Source organism: Mesorhizobium sp. B4-1-1 (genome assembly GCF_006439375.1).
Classification (GTDB): Bacteria; Pseudomonadota; Alphaproteobacteria; order Rhizobiales; family Rhizobiaceae; genus Mesorhizobium.
Genome location: NZ_VFTH01000005.1, coordinates 55,074 through 77,536, shown reverse-complemented (window position 1 = coordinate 77,536; position 22,463 = coordinate 55,074). Strand labels below are relative to the sequence as shown.

Annotated in this window: 16 protein-coding genes; 6 read left to right on the top strand and 10 right to left on the bottom strand. The window is 64.3% G+C overall.

Going from position 1 to position 22,463, the window contains the following annotated elements; genetic code table 11:
• Positions 1-233: 233 nt before the first annotated feature.
• The 4 genes from FJW10_RS09050 (at position 234) to otsB (ending at position 6,323) form a co-directional block, all read left to right on the top strand.
• A complete protein-coding gene (locus FJW10_RS09050) occupies positions 234-1,292 on the top strand; it encodes a glycosyltransferase family 4 protein (RefSeq protein WP_140899817.1) in 1,059 nt (352 codons plus the stop codon).
• Between the two features lie 153 nt (positions 1,293-1,445).
• Positions 1,446-3,608: an amylo-alpha-1,6-glucosidase gene (locus tag FJW10_RS09045; protein ID WP_140899816.1), complete on the top strand. Its 2,163-nt coding sequence runs from the start codon at positions 1,446-1,448 to the stop codon at positions 3,606-3,608.
• A 151-nt stretch (positions 3,609-3,759) separates the two neighbouring features.
• Positions 3,760-5,547: a trehalose-6-phosphate synthase gene (locus FJW10_RS09040; RefSeq protein WP_140828674.1), complete on the top strand. Its 1,788-nt coding sequence runs from the start codon at positions 3,760-3,762 to the stop codon at positions 5,545-5,547.
• The gene (otsB, locus tag FJW10_RS09035; protein WP_140828676.1) at positions 5,544-6,323 is read left to right on the top strand and encodes a trehalose-phosphatase; all 780 of its coding nucleotides are present in this window, start codon (positions 5,544-5,546) and stop codon (positions 6,321-6,323) included. Before FJW10_RS09040 ends, otsB begins: the two co-directional genes overlap by 4 nt.
• A gap of 19 nt (positions 6,324-6,342) precedes the next feature.
• Here the strand turns inward: otsB and FJW10_RS09030 are convergent, their stop codons facing one another.
• The 10 genes from FJW10_RS09030 to FJW10_RS08980 all read right to left on the bottom strand — a co-directional run bounded on the left by FJW10_RS09030 (position 6,343) and on the right by FJW10_RS08980 (position 20,055).
• Positions 6,343-7,080, bottom strand: coding sequence for an ATP-binding cassette domain-containing protein (locus tag FJW10_RS09030; RefSeq protein WP_181177469.1), 738 nt, complete (start codon positions 7,078-7,080; stop codon positions 6,343-6,345).
• A gap of 9 nt (positions 7,081-7,089) precedes the next feature.
• On the bottom strand, positions 7,090-8,289 hold the full coding sequence (locus tag FJW10_RS09025) for an alanine racemase (protein WP_140899814.1): 1,200 nt from the start codon (positions 8,287-8,289) through the stop codon (positions 7,090-7,092).
• 12 nt (positions 8,290-8,301) lie between these two features.
• Positions 8,302-9,273, bottom strand: coding sequence for an ABC transporter permease (locus tag FJW10_RS09020; protein WP_140899813.1), 972 nt, complete (start codon positions 9,271-9,273; stop codon positions 8,302-8,304).
• Positions 9,274-9,316: 43 nt separating this feature from the next.
• Positions 9,317-10,378 carry a substrate-binding domain-containing protein gene (locus FJW10_RS09015; RefSeq protein WP_140899812.1) on the bottom strand — a complete coding sequence of 354 codons (1,062 nt, stop codon included), beginning with the start codon at positions 10,376-10,378 and terminating at the stop codon, positions 9,317-9,319.
• A gap of 62 nt (positions 10,379-10,440) precedes the next feature.
• On the bottom strand, positions 10,441-11,502 hold the full coding sequence (locus FJW10_RS09010) for a substrate-binding domain-containing protein (RefSeq protein ID WP_140899811.1): 1,062 nt from the start codon (positions 11,500-11,502) through the stop codon (positions 10,441-10,443).
• 34 nt (positions 11,503-11,536) lie between these two features.
• A complete protein-coding gene (locus FJW10_RS09005; RefSeq protein WP_140899810.1) occupies positions 11,537-12,790 on the bottom strand; it encodes a M20/M25/M40 family metallo-hydrolase in 1,254 nt (417 codons plus the stop codon).
• The gene (locus tag FJW10_RS09000; RefSeq protein WP_140899809.1) at positions 12,787-14,001 is read right to left on the bottom strand and encodes an ROK family transcriptional regulator; all 1,215 of its coding nucleotides are present in this window, start codon (positions 13,999-14,001) and stop codon (positions 12,787-12,789) included. The genes FJW10_RS09005 and FJW10_RS09000 overlap by 4 nt, the downstream gene beginning before the upstream one ends.
• 187 nt (positions 14,002-14,188) lie before the next feature.
• Complete coding sequence (locus FJW10_RS08995) at positions 14,189-17,347, bottom strand: efflux RND transporter permease subunit (RefSeq protein WP_140899808.1); 3,159 nt, start codon at positions 17,345-17,347, stop codon at positions 14,189-14,191.
• Positions 17,347-18,504 carry an efflux RND transporter periplasmic adaptor subunit gene (locus FJW10_RS08990; protein ID WP_246674170.1) on the bottom strand — a complete coding sequence of 386 codons (1,158 nt, stop codon included), beginning with the start codon at positions 18,502-18,504 and terminating at the stop codon, positions 17,347-17,349. Before FJW10_RS08990 ends, FJW10_RS08995 begins: the two co-directional genes overlap by 1 nt.
• 519 nt (positions 18,505-19,023) lie before the next feature.
• Positions 19,024-20,055, bottom strand: a complete 1,032-nt coding sequence (locus tag FJW10_RS08980) for a hydroxyacid dehydrogenase (RefSeq protein ID WP_140899806.1) — start codon at positions 20,053-20,055, stop codon at positions 19,024-19,026.
• Positions 20,056-20,200: 145 nt separating this feature from the next.
• Between FJW10_RS08980 and FJW10_RS08975 the strand changes: the two genes are divergently transcribed.
• A complete protein-coding gene (locus FJW10_RS08975; RefSeq protein WP_140899805.1) occupies positions 20,201-21,277 on the top strand; it encodes a LacI family DNA-binding transcriptional regulator in 1,077 nt (358 codons plus the stop codon).
• Between the two features lie 60 nt (positions 21,278-21,337).
• Positions 21,338-22,327 carry a substrate-binding domain-containing protein gene (locus tag FJW10_RS08970; RefSeq protein ID WP_140899804.1) on the top strand — a complete coding sequence of 330 codons (990 nt, stop codon included), beginning with the start codon at positions 21,338-21,340 and terminating at the stop codon, positions 22,325-22,327.
• Positions 22,328-22,463: the final 136 nt, after the last annotated feature.

Sequence of the window (22,463 nt, the reverse complement as noted above, 5' to 3'; positions counted from 1 at the left end):
AATTGGCAAAGGCTTGGGCCAGCCCGTAGGCTTGCATTGCGACGTCGGAATTTGGTGGTGGTGAACACGCTGGCGCGGCGTGGTCGCAAGTCCTAAGTCTAGATTGTTTTATGCAATTCCGGACGGAAAACCGCTTCGCACTTTTCCTGGAATTGCTCTAACCCGCGACCATTTGGGCAGGAACGATCTCGCGGCTGACGCATTTTGCTTCGCGTCAGCAGTCGAGGGACCCGATGCGCATAGCCCATGTCGCGCCGCTCTACGAATCCGTGCCGCCGAAACTTTATGGCGGCACCGAGCGGATCGTCTTCTACATCACCGAAGCACTGGTCGGGCTCGGGCATGACGTGACGCTGTTCGCGAGCGGCGACAGCGAGACATCGGCGCGGCTGGTGTCAGGTCGCGACCAGGCGATCCGCCTCGACGCGAGGCCGAAGAAATCGGAGATCGCCGCGCATCTGGCTATGCTCGCCGATGTGCGCGAGCGCGCCGGCGAGTTCGACGTCATCCATTTCCATCTCAGCCACTTCCTGCATTTTCCATTCTTCGAAGAGATCGCGGGACGGACCGTGACGACGCCGCATGGCCGGCTCGACTACGTCGATCTGGCGCCGGCCTACCAACGTTTCCCGCGTTTCCCGATGATCTCGATTTCACACAGCCAGAAGCGCGGCCTGCCTGATGCGAATTGGCTCGCCACGATCCATCACGGACTGCCGCTCAATGCCTATCAGCCGACTTATCAGCCGCAAGCGGAAGAGCCGTATCTGGCTTTCCTCGGACGCCTGTCCCGCGACAAGCGGCCGGACCGGGCCATCGAGATCGCGCGGCGGTCCGGGTTGAAGTTGAAGCTGGCGGCCAAGATCGGCGACGACGACCGCGCTTATTTCCGCGACAACATCGAGGCGCTCATCGATGGCGACCGCATCGACTATGTCGGCGAGATCACGGAAAACGAGAAGGCCAGGTTTCTTGGCAACGCGGCAGGTCTCCTGTTCCCCATCGACTGGCCGGAGCCGTTCGGGCTCGTCGCGATCGAGGCCATGGCCTGCGGCACCCCGGTGATCGCCTGGAACAACGGTGCCCTGCCGGAGATCGTCGACAATGGCGTCACCGGCTTCGTCGTGGATAATGTCGGCGATGCGGTCGCATCGATGCCGGCGCTTCTCGAACTCGACCGGCGGCAGGTGAGGGCAGTCTTCGAGACAAGGTTCTCGGCGACAAGAATGGCGTGCGACTACCTTTCTGCCTATATGCGTCTGACCGGCGTGCCGGAGGCCAAGGCCTCCTGACCTTGACTGCCTGGAGCCGGATGATTTCAGGTCTGTTCGACCTGAAATCTGAATCCGGCTCTAAATCAAAGAGATAGAGCATGATGTCGTCCGAAAACCGCTTCACACTTTTCGGCATCATGCTCTAGGGCGGGGCAACCAAAGAGGTGACGAATGACGGAGCTCGACGAGCGCAAGCTCGATCCTGCCGTGGCCCTTTCCTCACTTGACGAGACGGCGCCGCGCGAACCGCACCGGCTTTTTGCGCTCAAGCAGGGCGACTGCTTCGCCGTCGCCGACGCCTATGGCGACATCAGGGGCGCCGGCGACGGCTTCTTCCGCGATGACACGCGCGTGCTGTCCGAATTCCGGCTGACCATCGGCGGCAGGCAGATGTCGCTTCTCGGCGCCTCGCTCAGCCAGGACAATGTGCTGTTCACATCGAACCTGACCAACCTGCCGATCCAAAGTGCCGTCGGCCGCGATATCCCGCAGGGCGCGATCCATATCGAGCGTGTCAGGCTGATCTGGCAGGACAGGCTGTTCGAGCGCATCACGCTTTCCAACTACAGCCGCGAGCATTCCACCATCACCGCCTCGCTGCATTTCGCCGCCGACTTTCGCGACATGTTCGAGGTGCGCGGCTCGACCCGGGTGAAGCGGGGCACCACGCATATCGCCAAGACTGACAAGACCTCGGTCCTGCTCGGCTATGACGGCCTCGACGGTCTGCCGCGGCTTTCCGCGATCTCCTTTTCGCAGGCGCCTGACCAGCTGAGCGACAATCGCGCCGATTTCCTCATCGCCGTGACCAAGCGCAGTCAAAAGGTGCTTTATGTCGAGGTCGGCCCCGCGATCGCAGACGCGCCCGATCGCGACCGCTTCCGCGCCGCGGCGGCACGCGCGCGGTTCGGCATGCGCGCCAAGCGAAGGCACGGCGCCACGGTGCATAGTTCGGGGCGCGTGTTCAACGATTGGGTCGAGCGCGCCCGCGCCGATGTGGCTCTGCTCACCACCGAGCTTTCGACCGGGCCCTATCCCTATGCGGGCATCCCGTGGTTTTCGACCGCGTTCGGCCGCGACGGCGTGATCTCGAGCCTGCAGATGCTTTGGCTCAATCCCGGACTGGCGCGCGGTGTGTTGGCTTTTCTCGCCGAGCACCAGGCGACGGAGACCTTGCCTTTCAGCGATTCCCAGCCCGGCAAGATCATGCATGAGACGCGCAAGGGCGAGATGGCGGCGCTGCGCGAGCTTCCGTTCGGCCGCTATTACGGCGGTGTCGACACCACGCCGCTTTATATCCATCTGGCGTCGGCCTATGCCGACCGCACCGGCGACATGGCCTTCATCGACAAGCTTTGGCCCTCGCTCAAAGCCGCCGCCGAGTGGACGGAGGAGGCGAGCCGGGCCACCGGTTTCGTCACCTACCAGCGGGCCGCCGAGTCCGGTCTCGCCAACCAGGGCTGGAAGGACAGTTTCGATTCGGTCTTCCACGCCGACGGCCGCATCCCCAAGGGGCCGATCGCGCTGGTCGAGGTGCAGGGTTATGTCTTTGCTGCTTTCCGCGGCCTGGCGGCGCTCGCGCGCCGCCGCGGCGAATATGCGGACGCCGAGCATTGGGAAAACCGGGCCGAGGAAATGCGGGTCGCCGTGGAACGCGACTTCTGGCTGGACGACTTGAATTTCTATGCACTGGCCATCGATGGCGAGGGCCAGCCCTGCAAGGTTCGAACAACAAATGCCGGGCACCTGCTTTTCGTCGGGCTGCCGCAGCCCGAGCGCGCCAGGCTGGTCGCCGACCAGTTGCTGTCGGCCTCCTTCCATTCCGGCTGGGGGCTGCGGACGCTCGCCGACGATGCGGTGTTCTTCAATCCGATGTCCTACCACAACGGCTCGATCTGGCCGCATGACACCGCGCTTTGCGGCGTGGGGCTGGCGCGTTACGGCGAGCGCGACAGCGTGGTACGACTGATGAGCGGCACGTTCGAGTCGGCCGTGCATTTCAACATGCGGCTGCCAGAACTGTTCTGCGGCTTCACACGCGCGCCCGGCGAGGCGCCGATCGCCTATCCCGTCGCCTGCCTGCCGCAGGCCTGGTCGGCGGGCTCTACCTTCATGCTGATGCAGGCCTGCCTTGGCCTGGAGATTGACGGCTGGGAAGGCGAACTGCACGTCACGCGGCCAAGGCTGCCGATCGGCATCGACACGCTCACGCTCCGGCATCTCTCGGTCGGCGACAAGGCGGTCGATCTCACCTTCCAGCGGGTCGGCGACCGCGTCGTGGCCTTCCTTTCAGATCGTCATGAAGGCCAGGTGCCGCTTATCGTGCGGACTTAGAAGAAGGCCTCGCAAGTCCGCGTTCAACAATCGAAAAATGTCGGAACCCATGGCCGGTTTGTGCGTTGCACACCCTGAACCGGTTCACCGGTCCGCAGCCGGCAAGAATGAAAAACAAAGAGCGGACAGCCGGAGGCAACCTGGCACTTCAATGACACAATATGGCGTCGACCTGCTTTTGGTCCTTATTCTCGCGAGCCTCGGACTTTCCGCTCTGGCGATCTTCATTTCAGTTTCTCGGCATCGGCGCCAGCACGCTCGCGCCTCAGTTCCACCAGGCGATGATGTTGCGTCCGAGGCCGCGCGCAAGGTGCTGCGCGAGTTCGAGAAGAACGGCCAGTCGGTGGATGCAGCTCTCGTGAGCTGGTCGCCGGAGACCTTGCGCAAGATCCTTGCCGAGGACCTGCCGGATGCGCAGGTCATCGTCGTCTCCAACCGCGAGCCGTATATCCACAACGAGTGCAAGGACGGCGAAGTCGAATTGGTGGTGCCGGCGAGCGGATTGGTTTCCGCGCTGGAGCCGATCACGCGCGCATGCGCCGGAACCTGGATCGCCTATGGCGGCGGCAGCGCCGACCGGACCGTGGTCGACGGAAACGACCGCGTGCAAGTGCCGCCTGGCCATCCCTCCTACACGCTGCGCCGGGTCTGGCTGAGCGACGACGAATATCAAGGCTACTATCTCGGCTTCGCCAATGAGGGTCTGTGGCCGCTCTGCCATATCGCGTTCACGCGGCCGATCTTTCGCGAGTCGGACTGGGAGGCCTATGAGGCCGTCAACCGCAAATTCGCCGAGACGGTGGTTGCCGAGGCGCGCAACGAGCGGCCGATCGTGCTGGTCCAGGACTACCACTTCGCGCTCTTGCCGCGCATGATCCGTGAGCGGCTGCCCGAGGCGATCGTCATCACCTTCTGGCATATCCCTTGGCCGAATTCGGAAGTATTCAGCATCTGCCCCTGGCGCGAACGCATCCTGGACGGACTGCTCGGCAGTTCGATCGTGGGCTTCCACACCCAGTTCCACGCCAACAACTTCACCGAGAGCGTCGACCGCTTCATGGAAAGCCGCATTGAGCGAGCCGATGCCGCCATTTCCTACGGCGGCCAGGTGACGCTGGTGCATTCCTATCCGATCTCGATTGAATGGCCGGTCGAGCTCCTGAAAGCCCTGCCCAGCGTCGAGGAATGCCGGGCGCGCGTGCGCAAGCGGTTCAGAATTCCAGCCGGCGCCAAGCTTTGCGTCGGCGTCGAGCGTCTCGATTACACCAAAGGCATCCTCGATCGCTTCCATGCGCTTGAGGAACTGCTGATTCGCCATCCTGAAATGGTGGGTAAAGTCGTATTCCTGCAGATCGCGGCTCCGAGCCGGGGCACGTTGCCGGCCTACAAGCAGCTGTATGAGGAATGCCTGCGCTGTGCCGACGAGCTCAACCAGCGCTACGGCAATGAATCCTACCGGCCGGTGGTCATGGTGGCCGAACATCATTCGCAGGCCGCGGTCTATGAACTCTATCGCGCGGCCGACATCTGCCTGGTCACCAGCCTGCATGACGGTATGAACCTCGTGGCCAAGGAGTTCGTGGCTTCGCGCGACGACGAGCAGGGCGTGCTTTTGCTCAGCACCTTCGCCGGCGCCTCGCGCGAGCTGCTGGAGGCGCTGATCGTCAATCCTTACGACGCGGCGATGATGAGCGAGGCGATGCTGCAAGCGCTGACCATGGGGCCAGACGAGCAGCGTGAGCGCATGCGGCGCATGCGCGAGATCGTGCGTGACAACAATGTCTATCGCTGGGCCGGCAGCATGCTGCTCGACGCGGCGCGGCTGAGGAAGCGCGGCGACCTCGACAGGGTCACCGCCTTATACGACCGGCCGGCGGGTCCCACCGGCGACAATGTCGTCTCCATGTTCGAACGCAAACAGGCAGTCGGATTCCGATGAACATCCAGGCAGACCTTACCCCACCGCTTCCCGAAGGCCGGTGGGCGCTTTTCCTCGATATCGACGGCACCTTGCTGGAGCATGCGGCGCATCCCGACGCCGTCTCGGTCAGCGAGGAGTTGCGCATTCTCCTGGAGAGGATCGAGCGGCGGCTCGACGGTGCGCTCGCCTTCATCACCGGTCGCTCGATAGCAGCCGTCGACCATCTGTTCGACCCGTTGAAACTGCGGATCGCCGGCCTCTATGGGCTGGAACACAGGCTCGCACCGGACGGAAAGATCGAAGCCGCCGACGAGCCGGCGGATATGGCGGCGCTTGCCGACGAGATCGAACTCGAGCTGGCAAGCAAGGCCGTCTATGTCGAGCGCAAGGGGCCGGTGCTCGCCATCCACACGAGAGCCGCCCCGCAGCTTCTGGCGCGGGCGACGGAATTGGTCGAGGCGGCACTCGCGCGCCTGCCGCAAGGCTACCGCGTGATCGCCGGCAATGCGGGCGTCGAGCTGATGCCGCTGGAAGCGGCCAAGGGCGCCGCGATCCGGCGCTTCATGCAGCTCGATCCGTTCACCGGCAGGCGTCCGGTGTTTCTTGGCGACGATACGTCCGATGAGAACGGCTTCGACACGGTCAACGCCGCGGGTGGGATATCGATCCGCGTCAAGCCGCAAGGCGAGACCGCGGCGCGCTTCGCCATCGAAGATGTCGCGAGCGCCATTGCCTGGCTGGAGGCCAATTTCGTCCCTGCCACACAAATACCCAGCAGCGACCTCGTCGCCTAGGCCGGCAAGGGCCAGGCCACTATTGCTGCTGCAAGCCCGTGATCATGGCGATGATCTCGTTCTTGTCGGTCTTCTTCGTCTCGCGCACGCCGATCTGCTTGCCGCGCCTCAAGACGCAGATGCGGTCCGACAGCTTGAACACCTGGTCGAGGCTGTGGCTGATGATCAGGATGCCGACATTGCGCTGCTTTAGCGACAGAACGATTTCTTCCACCTTGGCGGTCTCGGCGACGCCGAGGGCGGCAGTCGGCTCGTCGAGCAGGATCAGCTTGCTTGCCCAGTGCGTCGCCCTGGCGATCGCGACGCCTTGTCGCTGGCCGCCGGAGAGGTCGCGGATGGTGGCATGAGCGGAAGGGATGCGTACGTCGAGCTCCTTCACCAGCTTTTCCGTCTCGGCGATCATGCGGCGGCGGTCGAGCAGGCCGAAGCGGTTCAGCGGCTCGCGGCCGAGGAACATGTTCATGTAGACGGTCTGCTGGTCGGCTAAGGCGAGATCCTGATAGACCACCTCGATGCCGTAAGCGCGCCCCATGGTGGCGTTCGACATCGTCACCGACTTGCCGTCGATGGCTATCGTGCCGGAGGAAGGCGGATGCACGCCCGAGACGATCTTGACCAGCGTCGACTTGCCGGCTCCGTTGTCGCCGACAAGCGCCACGATCTCGCCCGGAAAGACTTCGAGCGAGAAGTTCTCGATCGCGGTGATGCCGCCGAAATTCTTGCGGATATCCTGAAGCTGCAGGATGGGCGCGTTCATGGTCATCTCCTAGACAGGCCAGGCATAGGGTTCGCCAAAGCCGTTCTCGATGGTTTCGACCTTCGGATTGCCCTTCGAGACACCCGAGACGCCGACGACATAGGCGCGGGTGACGAAGGCCTGGCCGCGGAAGCCGAAGATGGCGCTGTCGCCGGGTTTGGGGGCGTTCGCGCCGGAAGCGTCGATCATGGCGTAGTAGTCGATCGCCGAAGGCGGCGGCACCTCGACGCTTTTGAGCGCTGTGGCGGCCGCTGTCGGCTCGGCCGAGACGATCGCCTTGACGTCATAGTCCGGGAAGATCGGGTCGATATAGAAGCCGCCGCCGAAGCAGTAGGCCTTGCCGCCCGACAGATGCGAGACCTCGGTGAGATAGAGCACGGCAGGTAATTCCGGCAGGTCTTCCATGACATGCAGCGCCGTGGTGCCATGCAGGCCGTTGCCAGGTTCGCACTGCGTGGCGCCGGCTTCCCCCAGCGCTGCCAGCATCACACTGGATGTGGTGCCGGGCGCATTGATCTCGATTTCCTTGCGACCAGATTTTGCCAGCGCCTCGGCGGCCTTGCTCAGCGTTGCAAGATTGGGCGTCGGCAACACTTTTCGCGCGGCATGGTCGAAGAGCAGGGCAGGGAAGGTGGTGATACCGGCAAAGCGGCCGCCCGGAACGGCATCGAGCCGGTCGGCGACGCCGACAACCTCGCCGGCGTCGAAGCCGCCTTCATGGCCGCGGTAGAAAATGTCTCCCTCGGCCGCGATGCGGGCGAGCAGGTCCTGAACATAGCCGGCGGCCTTGGCGCCCTTGCCTGCTTCCTCGGCCTTGGTGTCGTTGAAGACGGTCCAGTAATGCGGCTGGAAGGCGGTCGCCGCCGCCTCCGCTTCGAATTTCGCTATCTGCTGCAAATGGCCGAGATGGCCGAGCTTCATCCCGGCCTTGTGCGTGGCGCGCGCGCAGGCCATGTCGACCGCGACGGCGCGCTCGATGCCGCCGCGCATCACCGCCTTGCAGAATGAGCTCGAGCGCCCCACCTGCTTGGTCATGGCGAATATCTTCAGGCCGAGCCGGTCGGCTTCCTGCTTGAGGGCCGCCGCATTATGCTCAACCGTGTCGAGATCGAGCACATAGGCGTTGGCCGGCAGCTTGCCCTGCTGATGAAGGCCGATCGCCGCCTCGATGAAGGCGGGGTTGCGGCGGCGCAGAACGTCGAGAAACATGGAAAGGTTCCTTCAGCGGGATTTGTCACGCAGCGACACGGCGACGGCGGTGAGGATGATCAGGCCGCGCACGATCATCTGGTCGGAGACCGAAAGGCCCATCAGGATCAGGCCGTTGTTCAGCATGCCCATCATCAGCGAGCCGACGAGCGCGCCGACGATCGAGCCCTTGCCGCCGTTGAGCAGCGTGCCGCCGACGATGACGGCGGCGATCACCGTCATCAGATCGGTCTCGCCGAGCGTGTATTTCGCCGCTTGCAGGCGCCCTGCGTAGAGCAGCCCGGCAAGCCCCGCGAGCCCGCCGCTGATGGTGAGCACGGCGAGCCTGATCTTGGGCACGCTGATGCCCGAGACGCTCGCCGCGCGGGCGTTGTCGCCGGTCGCCAGCACATGCGCGCCGAAACGCGTCTCACGGTAGACGAGATGGCCGATGGCGATGGCGATGACCGTCCACCAGATCAGCGACGGCACGCCGAGCAGCGACCCCGAGCCGAAGAAACCGGTGAAGGTCTCGTCGGTGACCGAGATCGAACGCAGATCGGTCATCGAGCGCGAGACACCGGCGAACAGGCCCATCGTCGCCAGCGTCACCAGGAAGGAAGGCAGCCTTACATAGGCGACCAGCGCGCCGTTGATGAGGCCGATCAGAATTCCCGCACCCAGGCCGGCGACGATGCCCGCCGCCATCCCATAGGAGGCGATGGTGACGGCGGCGGCGAGCGCCGCCACCGCGACGATCGAGCCGATCGAAAGATCGATCTCGCCGGCCGACATGACGAAGACGAGGCCTATCGCCATGATCGTCACCGGCGCCGTCTGCAGCACGATGTTGGAGAGGTTGCGGACGGTGAGGAAGCCGCTGTCCCGCAGCATGATAGCGAAGAACAGGAAGATCGCCAGGAAGCCGAGATAGACGACATATTGCTGCAGATTGAAGCGGCTGGCGAGGCTGCCGACCTCGGTACTGGTGTTGGCACTGGACATGTTCGATCTCCGATGATGCGTGCTTCGCAGCCTGCCACGGCGTTTACTTCATGGCGTCCGCGATGGTCGCGGGCACATCCCTGTTGAGCGACTTCTTCCAGCCTTCCTTCACCGTCTCCTTGGTGACGGCAATGGAATCGACGGCATAGAAAGGCTCGGCCTTCAGGCCGACCAGGGAACCTGCCGAGGCACGCGCCAGCGTCACGCCGATCGAGTAGGCCTCGTCGGCGACAAGGGCCGCGATGTTGCCGCCCTTGACCATATCGAGCGCGGCCGGTTCGTTGAGGTCGAGCGTGACGATCTTGGTGTGCTTGTTGCCGGCGGCGCGCAATGCGGAGAGCACGCTGAGAGCCGGCTCGGCCCAGGTGACATAGATGCCGTCAAGGTCCGGATGCTGGGTGATCATCGCCTGCGCGATGTCCTCGCTGCGCGCCGGGTCGGCCATGCCAGCCTCGGCGGCGATCTTCATGTCGGGATAATCCTGTTCGATCGTCTTCTTGAAGGCGCCGTCGCGCTGGTTGGTGACGTAGAAGTCGGCGTCATGGAAGATGTAGCCAACCTTGCCCTTCTTGCCGAGCGCCTCGGCCATGGCGATGCCGGCCTTGTTGCCCATCTGGAAGAGATCGTCCGAAACGATGGCGACATAATCCGTGCCCTGCTTGTAGCCGGCCGGGCAATTGTCGACGAAGCCGAGCTTGACGCCGGCCTGTCGGGCCGGGTCGTAGACCGAGGCGGCGGTCGCCGGATCGACCGGCAGCGACAGGATGATCGACGGTTTCTTGGCCATCACCGTTTCGACATCGGCTTTCTGGCGCGCGGCGTCGAAGCCGGCGTCGGTCTGCGCCACCACTTCGACGCCGAGACGCTTGAACTCGTCGCGCGCGCCGGCGTTGACGGCGTTGGTGTACTCGCTCATCTCGTGCCAGACGAGAGCCGCGGTGAACTTGCCGTCCTTGATCTGCTGCTCCTGCGCCTCTGTCAGCGTCAGCGAGGCCGCTGGAACCGGCTTCTCGCCGTTCGGGCCGGTGGTGACGCCTTCGGCGGCGAAGGCGTGAGCGGCGAACAGGCTCGCCAATACGGTCATGATGCTCAATGCTTTGCGCATGTCGGTTCCCTTTTTTGTTTAGGAAGAGCTCCGGCGCGGTAAGCCGAGCCGGAGCGTGGGCTTCACTTGGCCGCGTCGAGCACCGACTGTGGTGCATCGCGGTTCAGCGAGTCCTTCCAGCCCTGGGAGACATTTTCCTTGGTTACGGTCAGCGCCGGCGCCACGACGAAGGCGGGCGTCTGCTGGCCGAGCAGGGACTTCATGCCGGAGGCGGCCATGGCGCGGCCGAGTTCATAGGCCTTATCGGCGACGAGTGCCGCGACATTGCCGCCCTTGACCATGTCTAGGGCGACCGGCTCGGCAAGATCGAGCGTGACGATCTTGGTGTGCGTGTTGCCGGCGCCGCGCAGCGCCGAAAGCACGCCGTCGGCCGGCTCGGCCCAGGTTACATAGATGCCGTCGAGATCGGGATGCTGCAGCAGCATTGCATTGGCCAGTTCCTCGGCACGGGCCGGGTCGGAAATGCCCTGTTCGGCGACGACCTTGATGTCTGGATAATCCTTCTCGATGGTCTTCTTGAAGGACTGGTCGCGCTGGTTGGTGACATAATAATTGGCGTCGTGGAAAATATAGCCGACCTTGCCCTTGCCGCCGATAGCCTTGGCCATGGCATCGGCCGCCTGTTTGCCCATCTGGTAGAGATCGTCGGTGACGATCGAGGCGTAGTCGGTGCCTTGCTTGTAATCCTTGGGCAGGTTGGACAGAAACACCAGCTTGACGCCATCCTTGACCGCTTGGCGGAAGGCTTCGGCGGAAGTGACAGGGTCTAGCGGCAACGCCAGGATGACGTTCGGCTTGGCGGCGAGCGCGGTCTCGATGTCGCTGCGCTGGCGGGCGGCGTCGAACTGCGCGTCGGTCTTGACCGCGATCGAGATGCCGGCGCGGGTGAACTCGTCGGTGGCGCCCGCCGTCACCGCGTTGGTGAAGTCGGAAGAGGTGTGCCACAGAAGGGCTGCCTTGTAGCCCTTGTCCTTCAGCGCCGCGATGTCGGCATCGCTTAGTGTCAGGCTGGAACTCGGGGTGGCGGTCTCACCCTGCGGTCCGACCGTCTGGGCGTGAGCCGCGCCGGCGGCGAGCATCAATCCGCTGGCCAGGGCGGCTGCAATCCATTTCTTCATCGGCATGTTTCAGTCTCCCATTTTCTGCTTGGTTGGTCGTTCAGTCGGCCACGCCGCAATAGCGGGCCATGAAGGCTGCGAAGCCGACGATGCCGGCGAGGTATTCCTCGACATCGACGTGCTCCTCGAAAGTGTGGCAGTTGCGGATGTCGCCGGGCGCGCAATAGACCGCGGGAATGCCCAACCGATTGACGAAGAACGAGGATTCCGACCAGAAGGGCGCGCCCTCGACCACGCCGCGTCCGCCCATGGCACCTGCCATTGATTGCGAAAGCAGGGCGACTTCGGCGCGCGTCTCGTCGATCTCGGCGGCGGTGCCCCCCAGCCTGTGGTCGCGACCGGCCGGATAGGCGAACTCGACGGTGATCTCCGGGTCGGTGATCGCGCTGCGCACCGCGGCCTCGATCTCGGCGGCGGCCGTGTCGAGGTCCTCGCCCGGCAGGAGCTTGCGGATCAGCGACAGCGTGCATCGCTCGGGCACGGCGATATAGCCGCCGCCGGTGAGGCCGGTGATCAGCAGGAAACCGCGCCCGGTGAGCTTGTGCTCGGCGCGGGCAGCCACCGCGTCCGAATGCTTCCAGAGCGCCGTCATTGTGGCATGCGCGGCGCGCAGCGCATCCTTGCCGAGCTCCGGCACGCCGAAATAGGCCGACTTGCCGGTGATCGTGATGTCGGTGATGAAGAAGCCGATCTGCGCGGCGTAGACGGCAAGCCGCGTCGGCTCGACATAGACGGTGAAGTCGGGCGCCGCGACCTCGCCGGCCTCGATGCGGCCGACGAAATGCTTGATGCCGGCGGAGACGCCGGTGCCGGGCTGGCCGCTTTCCTCATCGCCGACGAAGGCGAAGGCGACATCGCCCTTGAGGCGGATGCCGGCCTTGTCGAGCAGCGAGAGCGCCGCCAGCGAGGCGCTGATGCCGGCCTTGAGATCGCCCGAGCCGCGGCCCCAGACCGCGTTGTCGACGATGGGCGCGCCGAACGGGTCCTCCCGCTCGGTGCCGGCCCAATGCTCGCGCCAGCCGTCGACATGGACGGTGTCGGTATGACCGATGAACAACAGGCGCTTGCCCTGGCCAGTTCCCTTACGCTCGCCCCAGATGTTCGGCCTGCCGGGCAGGAAATCCGCGCGGCTCAAGCCGCTCAGTCCCAGCTCGCGCATTTTCGCTTCGAGGAAGTCGACGAAATTCGCTTCATTGCCGGTGATGCTGTCGCGGCCGATCGCGCCCCTGAACAGCGCCAGCGCCTGGTCGGAATCGAGAGCGGCGCGCAGCCGGGTTGTGATGTCGCCGGTCACAGCACGACCTCCTTCAGGGCAGCCGCCTGGGCGGTGGGAAGTGAAATCCGGCCGTCCGGCGCGTCGACGCCGAAGAGCGTGTTGTGCAACTGGCCAAGGCCGATCGCGGCGGCGCCGATCAGCGCCGCCCGCGCGCCCAGCTCGCCCGCCTCGACGGTGACAGGGTAGGGGAAGCAGAGCGGTATCAAGGCTTTGACGCGTGAGAGGATTTCCGGCCTGAGGCCGATCGAGCCGCCCAGTATTACCTTTTCCGGATTGGCGACGGCGGCGATCGCGGCGATGCCTTGCGCCAGATAGCGCGCCGTCTCGTCGAGCACTGTGAGCGCTGCCTTGTCGCCTGTTGCGGCGTTCTCGAAGATCGCGGGGACCGCGACCTGGGTGCCGGTCAGGAATCTGTAGCGCTCGGTCATTGCGTGCGTCGCCACCGCCCGCTCGAAAGCGCCGGTGCGCAGCGATTCCGCGGCGAACGGATCGGCGCCGATCGGCATGAAACCGATTTCGCCCGCCGCATGGGTGGCGCCGCGCACCAGATGGCCGCCCAGCATCAGGCCGCTGCCGACGCCGGTGCCAAGCGCGATATAGGCGAGATTGTCGATACCCTGGCCCTGGCCCAGCCAATTCTCGCCAAGCACGGCGAGATTGACGTCGTTCTCGATCATCACCGCGACGCCGAGCGCCTTCTCAAAGGCGTCAAGCACATTCATGGCGTCGAAGCCGGCGATGTTCGGCGCGAGCAGGATGCGGCCGGTCGCGGGGTCCGGCGCGCCCGGCGCGCCGATGACGGCAAGGCGGATTTTCTTGCGGGGAATGCGCTCCCTGGCCGCAGCCTGGAAGGCGAGCGCCGCGATCTGGTCGATGATGAACTGGCCGCCGCGCGGATCGGTCGGCGTCGCCGCTTCGGCGAAGATCTGGCAGGCGAGGTCGGTCAGCGCCACGCGCACCTTGGTGCCGCCCAGGTCGACAGCGATAATGTAGGCGGCGTCGTGGACGAGCTCATAGGTGACGGCGGAGCGCCCGACATGGCCGCTGGTGCGTCCGGTCTCCTGTACCCAGCCTTCCTGCTCGAGGCCACGTACGATTTCCGAAATCGTCTGCTTCGAAAGGCCGGTGAGCTTGGAAATCGAGGCCCGCGATATCGGCCCGCCTTGGACGATCGCCTCCATGACGGAGCGTTGCGAGAACTGGCGGGAAATACGCGGCAGATCGCTCACGGCGGGCCTCGGATTAATTCGTTCTGTCACCGAACTTATTATTCAAGCATTTGCTTGTCAACGACCTTGTTGCGTCGCCCGAGAACGGTTGGATGCTGACGGAGCTCCGCCGACAAATCAGCCGGACAACCGCTGTCGCGATCAATGGCTTACGAAGAACGTTGCTGGCTTCCGGGGATGCCTGCCGCTACTCGGCCGCCAGCTTGCGTCGGGCAAGGCTGATCTCGTCCAGTGGGAGTTCCGGCTCGTCATGGCTTCCTTCGTGACCGCGGAACGAGCTCAGCCAATGCGAAAGATCGTCGAGGTAGAGATAGATCACCGGTGTGGTGAAGAGCGTCAGCGCCTGACTGACGAGCAGTCCGCCGAACATCGTGTAGCCGAGGGGCTGGCGGATCTCCGCCCCGGTGCCATTCTCCAGCATCAGCGGCAGCGCGCCGAGCATCGAGACCATGGTGGTCATCATGATGGGGCGGAACCTGAGCAGGCAGGCCTGGCGGATCGACTCCAGCGAACTGAGATGCTGGTCCCGTTCCGCCGCGATGGCGAAGTCGACCATCATGATGCCATTCTTCTTCACGATGCCGATGAGCAGGATGACGCCGATCAGGCCGATCAGGTTGAACTCCATGTGGAAGACGAGCAGCGTTCCCAGCGCGCCAAGCCCGGCCGAGGGCAGGGTGGACAGAATGGTCAGCGGGTGGATGTAGCTTTCGTAGAGGATGCCGAGGATCAAATAGACCACGACCAATGCGCCAAGGATGAGCACCGGCACGGATGAAAGCGACTGCTGGAAGGCTTGGGCCGTGCCCGTGTAGCTGGTTTGGATGGTGGCGGGCAGCCGCATCTCGGCGGCGGTCCTGTCGATCGCGGCGGTGGCCTGTCCCAGCGCTACATTGGGCGCCAGGTTGAAGCTGATCGTCACCGACGGGAACTGGCCTTCATGGTTGATGACCAGCGGCTGCACCGGCTTCGTCGTCCACTTGGCGATGGCCGAGAGCGGCACCTGCGAACCGCTCGATGTCGTCAGATAGATCTGGTCGAGCGCCTTGAGGTTGCCGCGCAGCGACGGCAGCACCTCCATGATCACGTCATAGGTTGAAAGCTGGGTGAAATATTGGGCGATCTGGCGCTGGCCGAAAGCGTCGTTGAGCGTGTTGTCGACGTCGTTGGCCGTCAGGCCGTAGCGGGCAGCCTGGTCGCGATCGACCTGCAGCGTGAGCGTGGTGCCGGAACTCATCTGGTCGGTCGAGACGTCCCGCAATTCGGGCAAGCGCTGCAAGGCCGTCAACAGCTTGGGCGCCCAGCTGTCCAGCGTGTCGAGATCGCTGCTTTCCAGCACATACTGGTATTGCGACGCGGACAGCTTGCCGCCGACACGCACGTCCTGCGAGGCCTGCATGAACAGGCGCGCGCCCTGAACGGCCGCGAGCTTCGGCTGCAACCGGCGGATGATCTGGTCGGCCGAAGCGTCGCGCTCGTCGCGCGGCTTCAACTGGATGAACATGCGGCCGGTGTTCTGCGTGTTGCCGCTGCCGCCTGTCGATGCCGCGAAATGCGCCACCGCCGGATCCTTGGAGACGATCCCGGCAAACTGCGTCATATAGGACTGCATCTGGCCGGTGGAGACATCCTGGCCGGCGATCACCTGGCCGAAAATCAGGCCGGTATCCTGCTGCGGAAAGAAGCCGCTCGGGACAAGGGTGAAGAAATAGCCGGTCAGCGCCACGCAGCCCAGGAACACCAGAAGGATGATGAAACGATGCGCAAGCGCCCGGTCGAGGCCGCGCTCATAGGCGCGCAGCATGCCGTCGAAGACGCTTTCGCTCCAGCGGTAGAGCCTGCCGTGGTGTTCCTCGGCCGCCGGCTTGATGAAGCGTGAGGCGAGCATCGGGGTAAGCGTCAGCGAAACGCAGGCCGAAACCAGGATGGTCATGGCCAGCGTCACCGCGAACTCCTTGAACAGGCGGCCGATGATGCCGCTCATCAGGAGCAATGGGATCAGCACCGCCACCAGCGAGATCGAAATCGACATAATGGTGAAGCCGATCTCGCTGGCGCCGCGGATCGCTGCCTGCATCGGCTTCTCGCCATGCTCGATGTAGCGGACGATGTTCTCCAGCATCACGATGGCGTCGTCGACGACGAAGCCTATGGAGATGGTCAAGGCCATCAGCGACAGATTGTCGATCGAATAGCCGGCGGACCACATCAAGCCGCAGGCGCCGAGCAGCGCCAGCGGGACGGTGAAGGCTGGGATGGCCGTCGCCCAGACATTGCGCAGGAACAGGAAGATCACCATCACGACCAGCCCGATGGTGAGCATCAGCGTGAACTGCACGTCCGCCACCGAAGCGCGGATGGTCTGGGTGCGATCCGAAAGCACCTGCAATTTGAGCGAGGCCGGCATCGAGGCGGTCAGCATCGGCAGCTCCGCCTTGATCTTGTCGACCGTGTCGATGATGTTGGCGCCTGGCTCCTTGAAGATGACGAGGACGACGCCGCGCGTCGTGTCGGCCCAGCCGGCCTGGGTGTAGTCCTGCGCGTCGAGCACCGCCCGGCCGACATCCTTGACCCGCACCGGCGCGCCGTCGCGATAGGCGATGATGGCGTTGTTCCAATCGTCAGCCGCGGTCATCTGGTCGTTGGAGAAGATGGTGAAGGAGCGCACCTCGCCCTGGATGTTGCCTTTGGGCAGGTCCACGGTGCCGATCGAGAGCGGGGTGCGCACCGCTTCGAGCGACAGGCCCCTTGCCGCCAGCTTGGCCGGATCGAGCTGGACCCGGATCGACGGCGTCTGCTGGCCGCCGACCAGCACCTGGCCGACGCCGTCGACATGGCTGATCACCTGCGCAAGCTTGGTGTAGACGTCGTCGCTCAACGTCGTCAGCGGCAAGTCCGTCGAGCTCGCCCCGATCAGCATGATCGGCGAGTCGGTCGGATTGACCTCCCTATAGGTGGGCGGATTGGGGAGGTTCTTCGGCAATTGTCCGCCGGCGGCGTTGATGGCCGACTGCACCAGCCCGGCGGCCGATGCGATGTCGACGTTGAGAGCGAATTGCAGCGTGACCTGGCTGGAGCCTGACAGGCTGCTCGACGTCATTTCGGCAATGCCGGGGATTTGCGCGAACTGCGTCTCGAGCGGCTGGGTCACCGACGACGCCATGGTGATCGGGTCGGCGCCCGGCAGGCTGGTTGACACCTGGATCGTCGGGAAGTCGACGTTGGGCATCGGCGCGACCGGCAGGTTGAGATAGGCGACGACGCCGACGAACAGCACGCCGATCATCAGGAGCGAGGTAGCGACCGGGTAGCGGATGAAAGGCGTGGAAACACCGATCGCAGCCATCAGCTTGCACCTCCGGGCTGCGCGGTGCCAGCCTGCGTCTGGCCGGCACCGGGTGGGGGCGTGGCGTCGACACTTGCGCCGTCAACCACGCGGTATTGGCCGGCGATCACGACACGCTGCCCTTGGCTCAGACCATCGGTCACGACCGTCTCGCCGCCATCCGAAGGACCTGTCTTGACGGTCTGCCGATGGACCTTGCCGTCGTCGCCGACGACATAGGCGAAGAGCCCGTCAGGACCATGCTGGACGGCTTCGTCCGGCACCACGATCGCGCCCGACATCGTGCCGATGCGCATGCGCATGTTGACCGAAAGACCCGGCCACAAAGCATTGTCCTGGTTGGCGAATGTCGCCTTGAGCGAAATCGTGCCGGAGGCCTGGTCGACTTGGTTCTGGACCGCTTCCAGCTTACCGCTGGCCAGCACCGTCTTCATATCCGCGCCAAGCGTGTCGATCGGCATGGGGCCGGCCGTGAAAACCTTGTTGATGGTCGCGACCTCGTCCTGCGGCAGCGTGAACGACACGTAGGTGGGCTGAAGCTGCACGACAGTGAAAAGCCCGGGACTCTGGCCGGCCTGCACGATGTTGCCCGGATCGATGGTGCGGAAGCTCGTCTTACCGGCCAGCGGCGCCGTGATCCTGGTGAAGTCGAGGTTGAGCTGCGCCGCCTCGATAGCCGCCTTGTCGCCCTCGATCGTGGCGGCGGTGGTCGTGACCACCGCCTGCTGGTTGTCGACATCCTGCTGGGTTTCGAATGTCTTTTGCAGGAGCGTGGAGAGGCGTTTGAGGACCACTTGCGCATTCTTGAGCGTCGCTTCGTCCTCCGCCTCCTTGGCCTTTGCCTGGTCGAGTGCGGCCTGATAGGGGCGAGGGTCGATCTCGGCAAGCAAGTCGCCTTGCTTGACCATCTGCCCCTGCTCGACCGGGACCTGGTCGACGACACCGGCGACACGGCTCGAGATGCTGACGCTGTTCAGCGGCGTCACCGTGCCGAGCCCGTATAGATAACGTGGGAAATCGGCCCTCCGCACCGTGGCGACAGTGACCGGAACCTTGGGCGCGGGCTGCGCCGACGCCGCGCTCGCGGCAGCCTTTGCCTGGGCATGGTTGCGCCATAGGCCATAGCCGCCAAGCAGGATGAGTACGGCCAAAAGCACGATGCTCCGAGAGCGATGCTGCCGTTTGCGACTGGTTTGCTGCGTTGATGAAATGCTCATGATGCCGTCCACCTGGGGGCCAGAATATCTAGCCTTTTCAGCATGGTTGGAGGTTGGGATCGACCTCGTCGATCGGCGGGACAGTAGTCCTGTCGACGCTGCGCTGTCAGCTTACAGATCGGTCATGTTGCGCTGCGGCATTCAACGATGCGTGAGGCCGCCTTGACCGGACCATCGCGGCAAAATCAAATTTTGTTCATAGCCGAGGCTCGATCCGGAGCGACACTCAACTGCTCAAGCGGGAAACAGGAAAGCCGCACCCGGATCGAAAAACACCGGGCGACGAGACGATGTAAACCGCCGCGAGCCGGCGTTTCCGAAATGCACGCGATCATGGATGCGATCCGCTTACGCAAGCCGGAAGCGGCGGAGGCCCCGGCCCGGCGGCATGTGGAGACGGCTTGGCAAATCGCCCGCGACGCGCTTCGGTTGGGCGCGCTTTAGACAGGTTGTTCGAGCTCAGTTCCTGTCGACCGGCTTGGAACGCATCCTCGACACCGTCTCGCGCTCGGCGCGCTTGGAGCGCAGTGGCGGCAAGCCGCGATCGATGAGATCCATGTCCTCGAGCACCATGTCGCCCATCCGCTTGAAGGCGATGTCGAGCGCGCCGGCGCGATGCGCCGAGCGCAGGAAGCCTGGGAGCGCGCGGACAGGATGGTCCTGCGCCAGCGGCTCCTCCGGGAAGACGTCGCTTGCGGCAACGATATGGCCGCGCTTCACCGCCGCCATGAGTGCCGCGAAATCGACGACGCCGGCGCGGCTGAGCAGGATGAAGGCCGCACCCTTGCGCATTTTGGCAAAAGCGTCCGCGCCGAGGAACCCCTGGTTCTCGCTGGTGACCGAAGCGACGACGAAGACGAAATCGCTTTGCGACAGCACCGCATCCAGCGAGGCCGGCTCGACGCCATTGTCGATCAGGATCGACGGCGGCAGCCACGGGTCATAGACCTTGGTGCGGGTGCGGAAGCCGGTCAGCAACCGGTTGAGCGCGCGTCCGAGATCGCCGAAGCCGATGATGCCGACATCGGCGCCGGAGAGAAGCCGCGCGGTCTGGTTGCCGTCGCCGCCCCACAATTCCTTACCGTGCCGGAAGGCGAGGTCGGCCTCGACGATGTTGCGCGCCAGGTTCAGCGCCATCGCGAGGCCGAGCTCGGCCACCGGCTCGGCAAAGACAAGGCCGGTGGTGACGACATGGATGCCGCGGGCGAACAGCGTTTCATAGGGCATGTTGTTGAGGAGGTTGGTCTCGACGTTGAAGACGCAGCGCAGCGCCTTCAGCTTCTCCAGCGTTTCGGCTGAAATCGGCGGCTGGCCGACGATATAGCGCGCCTCGGCCAGTGTTTCGGCGGGCAGTGCCGCGACGCCTTCCGGCGTCGTCTCGACGATGCGATAGTTCTTGCGCAGGCGCGCCAGCTGTGGCGGCGTGAAGATCAGCTCGAGCGTGCGCGGCTCGGGCGCGCTGATGACCAGCGGCAAGGCTTTGTCGGACATGTCTTTCCTCCCGGGCGCGATTGGATCGCGTCAATCACATATTCAAGTCTTACTCCCGATGAAACGATTTACAAGAACGAAAAATCGATTTATCGATTAGATTGGCGAGGCTGAAAATCGGCTGCCTGCCCTCGGGAGGAGGTCAATGGCACAACACCAAATCCGGCAGCGGCGTCCGTCGATCCACGACGTGGCAAGTCATGCCGGCGTGTCCGCGGCCACTGTCTCCAAGGTGCTGGCCGGCGTCACCACGGTCAAGCCGGAAAACGCGCAGCGCGTCCTCGATGCCGTCGAGCGTCTGGGCTACCGCGTCGATCCACTAGCCTCGGACATGCGTCGCGCCAAGCGTCGCATCATCGGCGCCATAATGCCCGAGTTCGAGAGCGAGTTCTTCGGCCAGATGGTCACCGAGCTCGAAGGGCTTGCAGAACAGCGTGGCTACACGCTCGTGGCCGCCTCCAGTCGAGAATCCGAAGCGCGCGAGAAAGAGATCCTTGCCCGCATGCATGACTGGCGCGTTGCCGGCGTGGTGCTGGCGCCGGTGCGCAACGAGCATGGGCCGGCGGCTGCCTTCATGAAAGCCAACGGCATGACCGGCGTGCTGATCGACCGGGTGCTCTCCGACGACGCCTTCGATACGGTCTCGGCCGACAGCGCGGCCGCCAGCGCCGAGGTGGCACGAATGCTGGTCGGCAAGGGCCATAGCCATATCCTGGTCATCGGTCTTGCCGAGCAGGCGGCGACCGTGCGCGCCCGCCTCGATGGTTTTCGCACCCAGGCGCTGGCGCTCAACCCGTCGGTGCGCATCGACGTGATCACCTCGGAGGTCAGCGTCGAGCCGCTGAGGTCCTCGCTTCGCGATTATTTTGCCAGGGGCGAGCGGCCGACCGCCGTTTATTCGCTGCTTTTGAAAGGCACGCTCGTCGCGCTGTCGGAGTTTCGCCGGCGTGGCTGGCATTGCCCGAACGACATCTCGCTGGTCGGCTTCGACGATGCGGAATGGATGCAAGTGACATGGCCGGCGATCGGCGCAGTGGTGCAACCGGTGCGCCGGATCGCCAGCGAGGCGATGAACCTTTTGTTTCGCAGGATCGAGGGCGCCGTGGGACCACCCACGGCGCGGCTCGAGCCCTGCCAGGTGTTGATGCGGGAATCCGTTGGCTCGCCAGGCAGCGGTCCGCATTCCGGGGGAGGAGACCGACAACAGCCCCCATTGTCGTGAACGGAAGCTAGCGCCGGCCCTGGCCGAGGCATCCGGCGCCAAGGATCAACGGAGGATCGAATGACATCGTATTTCTTGAAGATAAATCGATTTACCCTTGCCATGGGTGTCGCGCTTGCGTTTTGCGCCGTCGGTACCGCCAAGGCCGAGGACGGCGAATATGGGGTGCTGATGAAGACGCTGGCCAACCCGTTCTGGGGCGCGATGGCGCAGGGCGTCGCGGACGGCGCCAAGGAAGCCGGCGTGAAATACTTCCAGCAGGCGGCCGAGAGCGACCAGGCGGCCGAGCCGCAGCTCAACCTTTGCAACACGATGCTCGAGCGCAAGCCGGTGGCGATGATCACCGCCGCGATCAACTCGACCAACCTTCTGCCTTGCCTGAAGTCGGCGCAGGACGCCGGCATCAAGATCGTCGACCTCGACAACAATCTCGACCAGGCGGTGCTGGACAAGGAAGGCGTCAAGGTGACCTTCCATATCGGCTCCGACAACATCGCCGCCGGCGCGCAGGGCGCCGAATACCTCGCCAACAAGCTCGGCAAGGATGCCAAAGGTCCGGTGCTGGTGATCGAAGGCCTTTCCGGCAACATCACCGGCGAAAAGCGCGCCAAGGGCTTTGCCGACAAGCTGAAGGAACTGGCGCCAGGGCTCGAAATCGTCGCCTCGCTGCCGGGCGACTGGGATCGCGGCAAGGCCGCCTCGATCGCCACCGATACGCTGACCGCGCATCCCGACCTCGTCGCCATCTTCTGCGCCAATGACGGCATGGCGCTGGGCGCAGTCGAGTCGGTCTACGCCGCCGGCAAGGGTCCGCAGGTGACGATCATCGGCGTCGACGGCAATTCGGACGCGGTGAAGTCGATCAAGGAAGGCCGCCTCAACGCCTCGGTGGCGCAGCTTCCCTATCTGGTCGGCAAGCAGGCGGTCGAGAACGTCAAGAAGGCGCTGGCCGGCGAGAAGGTCGAGGACAGCATCGCCGTGCCGACGCTGGTGCTGACCAAGGACGTGATCGACGCCGGCAAGGAGCCGATGCTGCAATATGTGAAGTGAGTAGGAAATAGGCAGTAGGCAGTAGGCAGTAGGCAGTAGGCAAGTAAGCGGTCCGTGCCGCTCGGATCGCTCTCATATTTTCCCTACTGCCTAAGCCCTACTGCCTACTGCCTTACCGCCCTCTCTCAAGGTGCAA

Bases quoted from the DNA above. Each gene is read 5' to 3' on its own strand.
- FJW10_RS09050 (WP_140899817.1), top strand. From the start codon at position 234: ATGCGCATAGCCCATGTCGCGCCGCTCTACGAATCCGTGCCGCCGAAA.
- FJW10_RS09045 (WP_140899816.1), top strand. From the start codon at position 1,446: ATGACGGAGCTCGACGAGCGCAAGCTCGATCCTGCCGTGGCCCTTTCC.
- FJW10_RS09040 (WP_140828674.1), top strand. From the start codon at position 3,760: ATGACACAATATGGCGTCGACCTGCTTTTGGTCCTTATTCTCGCGAGC.
- otsB (WP_140828676.1), top strand. From the start codon at position 5,544: ATGAACATCCAGGCAGACCTTACCCCACCGCTTCCCGAAGGCCGGTGG.
- FJW10_RS09030 (WP_181177469.1), bottom strand. From the start codon at position 7,080: ATGAACGCGCCCATCCTGCAGCTTCAGGATATCCGCAAGAATTTCGGC.
- FJW10_RS09025 (WP_140899814.1), bottom strand. From the start codon at position 8,289: ATGTTTCTCGACGTTCTGCGCCGCCGCAACCCCGCCTTCATCGAGGCG.
- FJW10_RS09020 (WP_140899813.1), bottom strand. From the start codon at position 9,273: ATGTCCAGTGCCAACACCAGTACCGAGGTCGGCAGCCTCGCCAGCCGC.
- FJW10_RS09015 (WP_140899812.1), bottom strand. From the start codon at position 10,378: ATGCGCAAAGCATTGAGCATCATGACCGTATTGGCGAGCCTGTTCGCC.
- FJW10_RS09010 (WP_140899811.1), bottom strand. From the start codon at position 11,502: ATGCCGATGAAGAAATGGATTGCAGCCGCCCTGGCCAGCGGATTGATG.
- FJW10_RS08995 (WP_140899808.1), bottom strand. From the start codon at position 17,347: ATGGCTGCGATCGGTGTTTCCACGCCTTTCATCCGCTACCCGGTCGCT.
- FJW10_RS08980 (WP_140899806.1), bottom strand. From the start codon at position 20,055: ATGTCCGACAAAGCCTTGCCGCTGGTCATCAGCGCGCCCGAGCCGCGC.
- FJW10_RS08975 (WP_140899805.1), top strand. From the start codon at position 20,201: ATGGCACAACACCAAATCCGGCAGCGGCGTCCGTCGATCCACGACGTG.
- FJW10_RS08970 (WP_140899804.1), top strand. From the start codon at position 21,338: ATGACATCGTATTTCTTGAAGATAAATCGATTTACCCTTGCCATGGGT.